We start from the raw sequence: 13312 nt of genomic DNA, 5'->3' as shown, positions 1-13312 counted from the left end.
CTAGCGCTTTTCGTTTTTGGCAGTTCCCATTATGCAGTGTGCGTTTTTTGATCAACAGCTGTGCCGTTCTTGTACTCATTGCGCGGTTTCTTATTCAGAGCAGGTGAAGCGCAAAGATTTGGCACTAAAAGCGCTGTTTTCAACGCAGATGCCACAGCAGTGGCTAGAACCTGTCATAAGTGAAGAGACGGGTTTTCGTAACAAAGCGAAAATGGTGGCTCTTGGCGCGGCTCATGCACCGATCTTGGGTGTTGAATCCATGGTTGATGGGCAATCAACGCCCGTGTCGTTAGTGCAATGTGCTCTCTACCCACAAGAGACACAAGCGCTATTAACTTATCTACAAGATTGGATCCGTAGCTCGGGCATTCCTCCCTATAATAAAGCCAAGAAGAAAGGCGAACTCAAATACATATTGCTCACACGCAGCGAATATTCAGGTGAGTTTATGCTGCGTTTCGTACTGAGAAGCCGCGAAGCTTTAGGCCGAGTTGAGCAAAACCTCGCGCGGCTTCAGGCGCAGTTTCCAACCATTCACGTCGTCTCAGTTAACCTTCAACCCATCCACATGGCGCGCCTAGAAGGTGAAGAAGAGATTTTTTTAACCGAGCGTGAGTATTTGATTGAGCAGTTTAATCAGGTGCCTATGGTTATCCGCCCGAAAAGTTTTTTCCAAACCAACCCGCATGTAGCGAAGCAGTTGTACGCGGCGGCGAGTGATTGGGTGAGAGAGATAAACCCAAGTCACATGTGGGATCTGTTTTGTGGCGTGGGCGGTTTTGCCTTACATTGTGCCAGTCCAACTACGGCAGTCACAGGAATTGAAATTGAACCAGAAGCGATCGCCAGTGCTAAACGCTCTGCCAAGACGATGGGCATTACCAATTTAGACTTTGCTGCGCTGGATTCTGCCCAATTCTCACAGGCTCAATCAACCGCGCCTGAGCTAGTGCTAGTCAACCCACCGCGTCGTGGTTTAGGGACTGAATTAGTTGAGCGATTGGTGGCTTTATCACCCAAACACATCATTTACTCAAGCTGTAACCCGCAAACGCTGATCACTGATATGCAAGGTATGGTGGGCTACTTACCCAAAAAACTGCAATGGTTTGATATGTTTCCACATACCGATCATAGCGAAGTGATGGTGCTGTTAGAGCGTCAGCCTAAGCTGAGATAAGCGCTGTGTGGTGCAAAAATGATAATGATAAAGAGAGGGAAGCCGCGGCTTCCCTTTTTGATGCATTAATGGGCTATTTTACTGCCCACGCGACCGTTTCACCGGCGCGGATCGGCACCACAATATCTGAGCCAAATGGCATACTTTCAGCAACTGGCCACTCTTCTTTTACCAAAGTAACGGTGTCGTTATTACGGGGTAGGCCGTAAAAATCAGGGCCATTGTGACTGGCAAACGCTTCAAGGTTGCCAATTTTACCAACTTGCTCAAACACCTCTGCGTATAACTCTAAGGCTGCGTGCGCTGTGTACGATCCAGCACAGCCGCAAGCGGCTTCTTTTTTGCCTTTGGCATGAGGCGCAGAATCAGTACCCAAGAAAAATTTCTTATTGCCCGATGTCGCTGCCTGAATCAGCGCAAGCTGGTGGGTGTTGCGCTTAAGGATTGGCAAACAGTAAAAATGAGGACGAATGCCACCAGCAAGCATGTGATTGCGGTTATAAAGTAGATGATGCGCCGTGATCGTTGCCGCTATATTCTGGTTCGCATTTTTTACAAACTCGGCAGCATCGGCGGTGGTGATGTGTTCTAACACTATTTTCAGATTTGGGAAATCATTAACAATAGGAGCAAGCACTGTATCAAGGAAGGCTTTTTCTCGGTCAAAAATATCCACATCGTGAGCGGTTACTTCGCCATGAATCAGCAGCAGCATACCAACGTCTTGCATCGCTTCTAATACTGGGTAAATATTTTGAGCGCAGGTTACGCCAGAATCTGAATTGGTGGTCGCCCCAGCCGGATAAAGTTTGGCTGCCACGACAGCGCCAGAAGCTTTGGCTTTGCGGATCTCATCAGGTGTCGTGTTATCGGTGAGATAAAGCGCCATGAGTGGCTTGAAAGAATCACGTGGTTTTTGCGCCATGATGCGCTGTTGGTACGCTAATGCTAATTCTGTGGTGGTGATCGGCGGGACCGTATTGGGCATGATCAGTGCGCGGCCGTTGTAGCGACTGATGTCTCGTACTGTATCGGCCAACACATCACCATCACGTAAGTGAACATGCCAGTCGTCTGGACGAGTAATTGTTAATGTTTTCATTGGTTGCTCCCACCGGAAAATAAATTGATTGGAGCTTAAACGGGCTTCGCTTTTAATGTGCGCGCAATCGCTTACGTTTAAGCGACAGGATGATAGAGGAAACAGGGGTGAATTTCATCCTTTTATTTTCCATAGGGTTAGCCAGCTTTGGCGATTTCCATTATCATCGCGTTATAAAAATACCTTCAAAAAAGCATAAGGATAGGCCATGTCGTCAGCTCAACTCTCACAAATTAACGTCTACCCAGTCAAATCGATAGGCGGTATCGCGCAGTCCACCGCTTGGGTTGAAAAACAGGGGCTGGCTTTTGATCGGCGCTTTATGATCGCGTTAGCTGATGGTTCAATGGTCACTGCGCGTAAATATCCAAAGATGGTTAAGGTCAATTCAATACTGGTTGCGGATGGTTTGATCTTCACGGCGGTGAACCAATCTCCGTTAAAACTGCGTTATGCAGATTTCAAAATGCAACCTTCTCCAGCGCAAGTGTGGGACGATAACTTTACCGCTTACACCACAACCGATGAAGCGGATGATTGGTTTAGCCAAGTGTTAGGCCAGCGTGTTGAGTTGCTGTTTACCGGAGAGCAATCAAACCGAATGCGTGAAAAAGTGGGTCACAATGTCAGTTTTGCTGATGGCTATCCAGTGCTGGTCATCAGCCAAGCTTCACTTGATGAACTCAATCGCCGCAGCCCTGAAGTGCACAGCATGGATCAATTTCGTACCAATCTAGTGGTACGAACCGATGAGCCTTTCGCTGAAGACAGCTGGAAGCGGATCCGAATTGGTGAGGTAGAATTTGAAGCGGTAAAACCTTGCGAACGCTGTATTCTCACTACTGTTGATGTGAATAAAGGGGCTTTTCGTCCAACCAAAGAGCCGCTAAGAACCTTGTCACAATTTCGTGCCAACGAAAGAGGTGGGGTGTTTTTTGGGCAAAATTTAGTCGCAAAAAATGAGGGGATGATTCGAGTTGGCGACAGCGTTGAGGTGCTTGAGTACAAAGAGAAAGAGTTTTATCGAGATTTGGGCATGAGTCACCATGTGATGACCTGTGTTGAGCGTGAAGCGATTGCGCGTGATTTTGTCACGTTCTGGCTAGAGCCGAAAAAGGGTGAAATGCCAAATTATCAACCTGGGCAGCACCTACCAATCGAGGTTGTGATCGATGGCGAGAACGTGGCGCGCCGCTACACTTTGTCATCTAGCCCATCGCGCCCGGGTCGGTTAGCGATTTCAGTCAAACGTATTGATGGCGGTAGAGTTTCTAACTGGTTGCTTGATCACTTGCGGGTAGGAAGTACATTGACCACACAATCACCGGATGGCTCGTTTCATCTGTCGACTCAGCACCAACAACCGTTGTTACTGTTGTCGGCTGGAAGTGGCGTGACGCCTATGTTATCGATGTTGCGCTATCTTGCCGATAATCAACAAATTCAAGATGTGGTCTTTTATCATCAATGCCGCGGTATTGAGGATATTCCTTGCAGGGCTGAACTTGAAGCGCTTAAGCAGCGACATCCGGGGTTGAAAGTCTTCATTTCGCTTACTCAAGCTCCCATCGATTGGTTGGGGCTGAAAGGTCGGCTCTCTTTATCCCATCTTAAGCAAATCCAACATGTGACTGCTCGCCAAGTGTTTGTGTGTGGGCCTGATGGTTTTATGCAGAAAGCAAAAAGCTTATTGTTGAAAAAAGGGCTTGCGGAAGAATCTTACCACCAAGAAGCATTTAGTGTGGCGCACACCGTCGCAGCTGAGCTGAAAACGTTACAACTGAGCGTCAATGGCCATGTATTTGAGGGTAATAACCAAACGACCTTATTAGATCAAGCCGAAGCCGCTGGCATTGCGATTGCCAACAGTTGCCGAGCAGGGTTCTGTGGTGCGTGCAAGGTGACTGTGCAGTCGGGCAAAGTGCATCAACCTGACGTGCCAGCACTGCCTGAGCATGAACGTCATCTTGGTTTCGCTTTAGCGTGTTGTTGTATTCCTGAAACCGATATTGAGGTTGTAAACTAGTTTTCGCCTCACGCTGTTGCACTACAGTGACTTTGTCCAATAAAAATGCCTCTTGGGTCAGTGTTGACCGCAAGAGGCGTGACGTTGCTAGTGATTTTTATTCGAAACCGTTTCAGTCTCTTGAAAGTGACTCTCTTAAAGCTAGTTGGCAAAGTGCAGAAATACCAATTATTCGTTTTTATATAGTTAAATTAGTTTAAATTTGTGATGAAAATTCCATATTTTTTTTGTTTATTTTCCATCCAATCTTGCCTGTGTTTGATGTTTTTTTAGAATAACTGTCGAATAAATGAGCGCTTGAACGTTTGCGTAAAAATATGTGATGAAACTCTCATTTTGTTCGCTATACTTTCCGCCCGGTTATGAGCCGGTGCTCAACCCATACAAGCCGTCACACGGAAATGTGAATGACCCCAAGGACTGGACCAGCTAAGTTCCTCTGCTTGTATAAGGTGATCTTAGATGAACAATATGTTCGCATACCCCTCTTTTTGTCATGCTTTTGTTGTGCAAAAGGACAATGATTCCTCCTTTGCCAAGTTTTTTGGTTCTACCCTTATTTCCAAATTTCAAACTAGGTAAATACAATGAATATTCTTTTTGGCCTCGTCGGCATTTTAGCGCTGATCGCTTGCGCCTACCTGCTCTCTGAAAATCGATCTTTCATCAATTGGAAAACCGTATCACGTGCTTTATTGCTGCAAGTTGGTTTTGCCGCGCTGGTGCTCTACTTCCCATGGGGACAAAGCGCACTAGCCAGCATCAGCGGCGGTGTGTCGAGTTTGCTGGGTTTCGCCGATGCAGGAATCCGCTTTCTATTCGGTGATTTAGCCGATTCCGGATTTATTTTTGCTGTTCGTGTTCTGCCTATCATCATTTTCTTCAGCGCTCTTATCTCTGCCCTTTATTACCTTGGTATCATGCAAAAAGTCATCGAGTTTATCGGTGGTGGTATTCAAAAATTTTTAGGTACGAGCAAAGCAGAATCTCTGGTTGCTACGGGTAACATTTTCCTTTCACAAGGCGAATCACCACTGCTTGTGCGTCCCTTTTTGTCGCGCATGACACGTTCAGAACTGTTTGCCGTCATGGCCGGAGGCATGGCCTCTGTCGCAGGTAGCGTGTTGGGTGGCTATGCCGGTCTAGGTGTTGAGCTTAAATACCTTATTGCAGCCAGTTTTATGGCGGCACCCGGCAGTTTAATGATGGCAAAAATCATCGTACCAGAGCGCGATGTTCCACTTGATCAAACCAATATTGAGATGGATAAAGCGCAAGAGAGTAATGTGATTGACGCACTGGCGAGCGGGGCGATGAATGGCATGAAAGTGGCGGTGGCCGTCGGTACAATGCTGGTTGCATTTGTGAGCGTGATTGCGATGGTTAACACTGGGCTTGAAAGTTTCGGTGAGTTATTGGGTTTGAACGGCATTACCTTACAACTGCTGTTCGGTTATCTATTTTCACCACTGGCTTGGTTGATTGGTGTACCAAGCCATGAAGTCTTGATGGCGGGCTCTTACATTGGGCAAAAAGTGGTGATGAACGAATTTGTGGCTTTCATTGATTTTGTTGACCACAAAGCGCTGTTGTCGGAACACACCCAAGTTATCATTACTTTTGCTCTGTGCGGCTTTGCCAATATTGGTTCTATCGCGATCCAATTAGGCTCTATCGGGGTTATCGCTCCTGAACGCCGTGCAGAAGTCGCGAATTTAGGTATTAAAGCGGTGATTGCAGGTACGCTAGCTAACTTAATGAGTGCATGTCTAGCGGGCATTTTCATTCTGCTTTAAACGCCCTGTTTGCTTCTCTCAATGCTCACTGCGGTGGGCATTTTTGATCCCTTTTTTGAATGATTGACACCTCAGTAATTGCTGAAAAGCTGATTTATAGCAAATTCCGTTTCTGATGAGCGCGTAGTATAGCTTGCAATTAACTGCGTATCCCAACATAGGCGATACGCTGACATGCTAACTTATTGAGTGCTTGCTATGGAAAATCTTGTTGAACGCTTTTTGCGTTATGTCTCTTTTGATACTCAATCTCACCCTGCCAGCCGCCGTTGCCCGAGTTCCGTAGGGCAAATGACGTTTGCCCATACACTGCATGAAGAATTAATCGCATTAGGCTTAACCGATGCTACGGTTGATGAACACGGCTATGTTATGGCGAAGTTGCAATCGAATGTTGATTACCCTGTTCCTGCGATTGGTTTTATTGCACATATGGATACTGCGCCAGACGCGTCAGGCAAACACGTTAAGCCGCAAATTGTGGAGAATTATCAAGGCGGAGACATTGCTTTAGGTAAAGGGGATGAGGTGCTGTCACCTATTCAATACCCGGATTTGCATCAACTGCATGGTTACAATCTGATCACGACTGACGGCACCACACTGCTTGGTGCCGATAATAAGGCAGGCATCGCTGAAATTATGACGGCCATTGAGAGGTTAATTGCCGACCCAAGCATCGCACATGGTGATATTTGTATCGGTTTCACTCCCGATGAAGAGATCGGCCGTGGCGCGGACTTATTTGATGTGGAGAAGTTTGGCGCACAGTGGGCTTATACCATTGATGGTGGCCCGGTGGGTGAGTTGGAGTATGAGAATTTCAATGCGGCGAGCGCCGATGTTATTTGCTATGGCGTGAATGTTCACCCTGGGACCGCGAAAGATAAAATGGTGAATGCCATCAACATCGCCGCACAATTTCAGCTTATGATGCCAGCCGATCAAACCCCAGAGACCACGCAGGGCTATCAAGGTTTTTACCATTTAAAATCCGCAGAGATGAGTGTGGCTCGCTCAACCTTGGGTTACATTATTAGAGACTTTGAACGAGAAGGCTTGGAAGCTCGTAAAGCGTTTATGCAGCAGCAAGTGGACCAGTTAAATGCCCGTCTTGAGAAAGGACGAGTTGAGTTGGTTGTGACGGACAGCTATTTTAATATGAAAGAGATGGTCGAGCCTCATTCACAAGTCATTGAACTGGCTAAACAAGCCATGATTGCTTGTGATGTTGAACCGCTGATCAAACCTATTCGAGGTGGTACGGATGGTGCGAGGCTCTCATTCATGGGCCTGCCATGCCCTAATATTTTCACTGGCGGTTATAATTTTCATGGTATTCATGAGTTCATTACCATTGAAGGGATGGAACAAGCGGTAAACGTGATTGTAAAACTGGCTGAAAAGACAGCGTTGGCGAATCAACACTGATAACAAACCTTTCCTTTCGCCAATCTCAAAGGGAGTTTCTCTTCCAAAGCTATGACAGGGCGCATAATAATTGCGCCTTATGCCGACGTTAACTATTCACTCAGTTACAATACCTTTCTAAAATTTCTAACACGATCTCAATCTGCTGCTCTCTAGTGGCTTAGATGTGTTGCTGCTCATTATGCATAAAAATAAAAGAAGGGGATTGATATGGAGAAAGTGGTCGCGGTGTGGGACTTTCTTATCACTCATAAATTGGTGTTTAGTATTTTAATCATGACGTTGATTATTTTGACGCGGCGAGTTGTGCTTTCTCAAATTCGTGGCGATGTCGCACTGATTACCGAAAAGCAGCGTAAATGGATGTCACGCACCAAGAATGGCACCTTTGCGTTTACTTTGGTCATCCTCTTCGTATTGTGGCAATCGGAGATCAACGAATTTGCACTGTCAGTGACTGCGATAGCGGTCGCCATTGTAGTCGCATCAAAAGAGATCATCTTGTGTTTTACGGGTTCAATTCAGCGAGCGAGCTCTCGCTCATTTCGTATCGGGGATTGGATTGAAGTCGGAAAACTGAGCGGTGAAGTGATCGAACACAACTTGATGGCAACCGTGATCCAAGAAATCGACTTGAATCATGGTCAATACCACTACACTGGAAAAACCGCGACCTTGCCAAACAGTATGTTCTTCTCGTTTCCGGTAAAAAACCTTAATTTTATGAAGCGTTATGTGTTTCATAACTTTTCGATAGTAGTGCCTGAATTTGTAAATTTGTATCCTTTATTACCGATTATGCATGAAAAGATTGAGAGCCACTTTGCCCACTTTATTGATGTTGCAAGGCGCTATAACAGCATGATTGAAAAACATGCGGGTGTAGATTTGCCCAGTGCTGAGCCGCACATTCAGATCAGCAGCGCAGCCGCAGGAGAACAGATCGTGCATTTCATGATTTTTTGCCCAACAGAGCGGGCCAACCATTTAGAGCAACTGATCCGCCAAGACTTTATGCAAGCATATGAAAACGCATTTCCACGTGCTTTAGTTGCAACAGAAGTGCTGCCGAGTGAAGTGGGTAGCTAGCGGCTGAATAATGAGCGCTCACACAGTATGGTGAGCGTCTTACCTGCAATTACTGTTTGGGTGAGAAAAGATATATTAGTGATGAAAGTGAGATTAACGCTCAATTGCGTGTGTTTTTTTCACCGAAATCCCTAAGCGTTTTGAAAGCCGAGTGAGATTCGCGCGATCCACTTGCAATAATCTTCCCGCTTTTGCCCAATTAAAATCGGATTGGGTCAATGCTTCACTGATCAATTTACGCTGATATTCATCCGTTGCTTCTCGCAGCCCACGTTGCCACACCTTCGCTGTGACCTCTTTGTCGCTCAACGTACTTGGCGTGTTAACCAGGGGTAGGCTGAAATCTAACTCACCTATGTCGTAGCTGTTGACGGTGATCAACGCTTGTAAGCCTTGTCTGGCTCGTGCTTTCAGCGCTGCGCGGTTGATCACGTGTTCTAATTCGCGAACATTACCGGGCCATGAGTAGTTGAGTAACCCAGCCAGTGCGTTGGGATCGATTTTGAGCTGTGTGATACCGAGCTTGCGACGCGCTTGCTCTAAAAAATAACCTGCCAACAAGGTAACGTCACCATTTCGCTCTCTTAGCGGAGGGATATGAACAGGGTATACGCTGAGTCGATGGTAAAGATCGGCTCGGAATCTTCCCGCTTCCACCTCTTGCTTTAAATCTCGATTTGTCGCTGCCAATATCCGTACATCAATAGTTTGGACATGATCTTGTCCTACGGGCTGAATTTCATTGTTCTGCAATGCACGTAAAATCTTGCTTTGGGCAGCCAGTGGCAGTTCACCGATTTCATCGAGAAATAAGGTTCCACCGTCGGCTAATGCAAACTTGCCTAAGCGATGCCGTTCTGCTCCAGTAAAGGCTCCTTTGACATGCCCAAATAGTTCACTTTCGACCAAGTTTTCTGGAATTGCGGCGCAGTTGACATAAATAAGAGGTTGGCGTTTACGCGCTGATAGTTGGTGCAGTGTTCGTGCGACCAGCTCTTTACCGACACCCGTTTCACCATGGATTAAAATGTTGAAATTAGAAGGGGCGACCACTTCCAAATCGGCTTTCATGGCCAGCATCGACGCACTTGAACCGATGATCTCTCCACCTTCTCTGTCCCATGCTTCTTCATTCAGCTCTTCTAAGCGTTGCTGTGATTGTTTGGCTTGTGCTTCAAGTTGAGAAAAGGTCAGTGCCATTTTCAAGGTAGAGGCCGCGATTGCCGACAACGCTTCTAGGCTGCGTTTGGGAATATGCTCAAACATGTTGGGATTAAGGCTATCAAGCGTCAATATACCGAGCAGTTTATCACCAAATAAAAGGGGTAGGCCCATACAAGAGTGCATGGGAAGGTCGCCATCATGATCCATTAATAAACCATCGAAAGGATCGGGTAGTGGTGAATTTGCATCGAAAATAACCGGCCCATCAGCGTGGCAAATCTCACGAAAGCGGGGATGTTCATCAATTAAAAAGCGTCGGCCTAAGGTATCGCGAGTCAAGCCTTGCATCGCAAGGGGGATTAACAAATCACCTTGGCGTGAAAGCAGCATCACACAGTCGCATTGAATGGTTTTACGAATCGCATCAAGCAGGCGATTGAACCTATCTTGATCGTTCAAACCACTTGCGAGTCCTATGGTCATTTCAATCAAGGTAGAGATGGAAAAATCTTGCATGGTAAGCACTCAGGTGATGTTTTTGGATATTGTAGTGTCATAATGACATTTTTTTGAAGTGTTATTTTGACCTGATTATTTAATGATTTATTATTTTTTATTTAAAAATCAATGGATTAATGTTGGTATGCTTTGTGCTATACAAGCTTCAGTATCAGAGCGAATCTAATTCGCCATTTATAAAATCTGAGGAGAAAGCTCAATATGCTCAATAATCAACACATCGCCATTGTCAAAAGTACCATTCCTTTGCTTGAATCTGCCGGGTCAGCGCTTACGGCTCATTTCTATCAGAGAATGTTTACTCACAATTCTGAGCTAAAAGATATTTTTAATATGACCCATCAACATACTGGCCGTCAGGGCGTTGCACTGTTTGAGGCGATTGCCGCGTATGCGAAAAATATTGAAAATCTCGCCGCATTAACCAGTGCAGTGGAACGTATTGCCCAAAAGCACACCAGCTTTAACATTCAGCCAGAGCACTATCAAATCGTCGGTCATCACCTTATTGAAACGTTGCGAGAGCTTGCTGCTGATGCCTTTACTCCTGACGTTGAAGCAGCATGGACGGCGGCTTATCTCTTTTTAGCGCAAGTCTTTATTGATAGAGAAGGGGAGTTGTATTTACAGCGTAAGCAGGCGATCGGTGGTTGGGAGAATGCGCGTGAGTTTGTGTTGCAAGATAAAGTGAAAGAGTCTGAATTCGTCACTAGCTTTATCTTTGAGCCTGCTGATGGCAAAGCAGTATTAGATTATCAGGTTGGTCAGTATATTGGGATTGAACTTAAGCCGGAAGGTGCGTCATACAGTGAAATTCGTCAATATTCCTTGTCACAAAAACCCAATGGAAAAAACTACCGCATTTCTGTGAAGCGTGAAGGCGTGGATACTGGACATCCTGGGACAGTCTCTAACTATTTACATGATTACGTTGAAAAAGGCAGTCGAGTGAAACTTTATGCGCCAGCGGGTGATTTTTTCTATGTTGAGAAGCTCGCTCCCGTTGTACTTATCTCTGCAGGTGTCGGGGCAACACCGATGCAAGCCATACTTCAACAGCTTGCGTCAGTAGGAAAAAAAGAGGTGACGTATCTGCATGCTTGCAACAATTTATCACAACACTCCTTTATTGATGAAACCGCGACATTAATGGCGGTGCATCCATCATGGCAGCAAGTGGTCTGGTATCTGGAAAGTGAGCAAACACCAGCTAAGCAAGGTTCTATGATCTTGCATGAAGTTTGTGAGCAACTGCCGCTAACACAGGGGGATTTTTATATCTGTGGCCCCGTTGGTTTTATGCAGTTCATTGTTGAACAGCTTGAATTGCTTGGCGTAGCAAGAGAGCGTATCCATTACGAAGTCTTTGGTCCACACGCCTATTTATAAAGTATAAAGCGCTATCTCAATCTAGGCTCTTTTAAGGGCCTAGATTCCCATTTAAAGCTGCAGCGGTGTTGGTTACGTTCGCTTACCCTAATCACATAGTTCATCTATGCTCATGGGGATGAGCTCACTTGCCGTCTACCTGCAACTTCAAGTTGTTTGGGTATAGATACTGAAAAGTGGGCTGGGAATTAATGCTCACTTTTTATTTGTAGTGCTTGCCAAGTAATTTCATCGGAATGGCTATCGCTATCAATAAAGATAGAAGACCCACTAATCATCACTGAAATATCCATACCTCGGTTCAAGGAAGTAGAGAGTTTTTCAGTCGCTGCAGCATCAAAGCGAAAGAGATCGACATTGAGGTGAGAGAACTTTCCCTTGTTCTGCTCCCACCAAACCTGTGATTTCGTGTTAAAGCTGTAGACTTTCACCTGTTTTGCAAGCCGTGTGGCTTTTTTAATGCGATCAGCATCGGGTTCGCCGACTTCAATCCAGAGCTGAATTTGGTCATCTAATGATTTTAGCCAGAGATCAGGTTCTTCAATGGAAGAAAGTCCTCTAGTGAATGTTAGCTCGGGTGAAGCATTAAGACAAAACGCCAAAATGCGCGCCATCATTCGTGCGTTGCTTTCTGAAGGATGCTGAGCAATGGTGAGATTTAAAGAGTCATAATGATCGCGATTAGTATCCGTCAGCGCAATACGGAACTTATAGATTGTCGGTTTAAGAGCCATTGGAAGAATGCCAAGAGGTAAAAACGAAAATAGCCAGCAAATTGCTGGCTATTAGAATACTTAGTAAAAAATTATACTAGGCGGATGTTTTCAGCTTGAGGGCCTTTTTGACCTTGAGCTACTTCAAACTCTACCTTTTGACCTTCAGCAAGAGTGCGGAAACCGTCACCTTTAATTTGGCTGAAGTGTGCGAATACGTCTGGACCGTTTTCTTGTTGAATGAAACCGAAACCTTTAGTTTCGTTGAACCATTTTACTGTACCAGTAACTGTGTTAGCCATTTTTATACCCAAAATCAAAAAAAATTTTACAGCCGAATACGGCGCGGATAGCGTGGAAAAGTAGATTGCTATTGCGTACGACACGACGGGGGAGTTACAAGTAATCCAACGAGACGTATGTGTATACAAAGAACTGCTTTCTAGCTAGTGCAAAGTCTAGTTCAAACTTTTATCTTGTCAATCATAACTCGATAAAACTCGAAAAACTTTCTTAAAATTGTTAGGTTTTATGCTCTATGTTGCATTTTCTTATGATGAGGCTTGAAATTAACATTACTATTCTATTACCCATTGACATAGTTGAAGTTTTAGCCAGAGTTAGTGGTCAGATGAGTTCGATGGTTGAAGCCGTTTATTACTGGCCAATGTTCATTGAGTGAGGAGAAGGGTTAGGTTTACTTTCCTATTTAATGGCTCTCTTTTTTGGCTGAATGATTCTCCTCAAAACTGAGGCAATTTTTCCCTATCAAATAGCATCTTTAAGTTGTTTTGGCGACAACTCGGAACGTTGCGCTGTACACATCACAAATTTGTACTTTCAATGAAATATTTACTCGGTTAAATAATTGTTACAATTAGTTCCATTTTGAAGGGTTTTTTT

The 13312-nt window shown here is 45.2% G+C and carries 10 protein-coding genes; 6 read left to right on the top strand and 4 right to left on the bottom strand.

What is annotated here, in order from left to right:
* Positions 1-31 precede the first annotated feature (31 nt).
* On the top strand, positions 32-1180 hold the full coding sequence (rlmC, locus tag AACQ17_RS08315; protein WP_166538069.1) for a 23S rRNA (uracil(747)-C(5))-methyltransferase RlmC: 1149 nt from the start codon (positions 32-34) through the stop codon (positions 1178-1180).
* A gap of 73 nt (positions 1181-1253) precedes the next feature.
* On the opposite strand, the gene pyrC is transcribed toward rlmC, so the two are convergent.
* Entirely contained in the window at positions 1254-2282 is a 1029-nt protein-coding gene (gene pyrC / locus AACQ17_RS08310; RefSeq protein ID WP_017047152.1) for a dihydroorotase, read from the bottom strand.
* A gap of 208 nt (positions 2283-2490) precedes the next feature.
* Between pyrC and AACQ17_RS08305 the strand changes: the two genes are divergently transcribed.
* The 4 genes from AACQ17_RS08305 to AACQ17_RS08290 all read left to right on the top strand — a co-directional run bounded on the left by AACQ17_RS08305 (position 2491) and on the right by AACQ17_RS08290 (position 8624).
* Positions 2491-4308, top strand: a complete 1818-nt coding sequence (locus AACQ17_RS08305) for a hybrid-cluster NAD(P)-dependent oxidoreductase (RefSeq protein WP_094147557.1) — start codon at positions 2491-2493, stop codon at positions 4306-4308.
* A 587-nt stretch (positions 4309-4895) separates the two neighbouring features.
* Positions 4896-6104: a NupC/NupG family nucleoside CNT transporter gene (locus AACQ17_RS08300; RefSeq protein ID WP_013868046.1), complete on the top strand. Its 1209-nt coding sequence runs from the start codon at positions 4896-4898 to the stop codon at positions 6102-6104.
* Between the two features lie 198 nt (positions 6105-6302).
* The gene (gene pepT, locus AACQ17_RS08295; RefSeq protein ID WP_038148339.1) at positions 6303-7535 is read left to right on the top strand and encodes a peptidase T; all 1233 of its coding nucleotides are present in this window, start codon (positions 6303-6305) and stop codon (positions 7533-7535) included.
* 210 nt (positions 7536-7745) lie between these two features.
* Positions 7746-8624, top strand: coding sequence for a mechanosensitive ion channel family protein (locus tag AACQ17_RS08290; RefSeq protein WP_017047149.1), 879 nt, complete (start codon positions 7746-7748; stop codon positions 8622-8624).
* A gap of 93 nt (positions 8625-8717) precedes the next feature.
* On the opposite strand, the gene norR is transcribed toward AACQ17_RS08290, so the two are convergent.
* Positions 8718-10304, bottom strand: coding sequence for a nitric oxide reductase transcriptional regulator NorR (gene norR / locus AACQ17_RS08285; protein ID WP_088729746.1), 1587 nt, complete (start codon positions 10302-10304; stop codon positions 8718-8720).
* A gap of 204 nt (positions 10305-10508) precedes the next feature.
* Here norR and hmpA point away from each other — a divergent pair, with 204 nt between their 5' ends.
* Positions 10509-11696, top strand: a complete 1188-nt coding sequence (gene hmpA, locus AACQ17_RS08280) for an NO-inducible flavohemoprotein (RefSeq protein ID WP_094146805.1) — start codon at positions 10509-10511, stop codon at positions 11694-11696.
* Between the two features lie 188 nt (positions 11697-11884).
* Here hmpA and AACQ17_RS08275 read toward each other — a convergent pair whose 3' ends face one another.
* Together AACQ17_RS08275 and AACQ17_RS08270 are read right to left on the bottom strand one after the other, a co-directional pair.
* Positions 11885-12430, bottom strand: a complete 546-nt coding sequence (locus tag AACQ17_RS08275; RefSeq protein ID WP_094146804.1) for a YaeQ family protein — start codon at positions 12428-12430, stop codon at positions 11885-11887.
* Between the two features lie 71 nt (positions 12431-12501).
* A complete protein-coding gene (locus AACQ17_RS08270; protein ID WP_010318975.1) occupies positions 12502-12711 on the bottom strand; it encodes a cold-shock protein in 210 nt (69 codons plus the stop codon).
* Positions 12712-13312 lie beyond the last annotated feature (601 nt).

This window comes from Vibrio sp. V10_P2A27P122 (assembly GCF_963874335.1).
GTDB classification, from domain to species: domain Bacteria; phylum Pseudomonadota; class Gammaproteobacteria; order Enterobacterales; family Vibrionaceae; genus Vibrio; species Vibrio anguillarum.
Note: the sequence above shows the minus strand (reverse complement) of the source record. Positions and strands in the feature narration are given on the sequence as shown.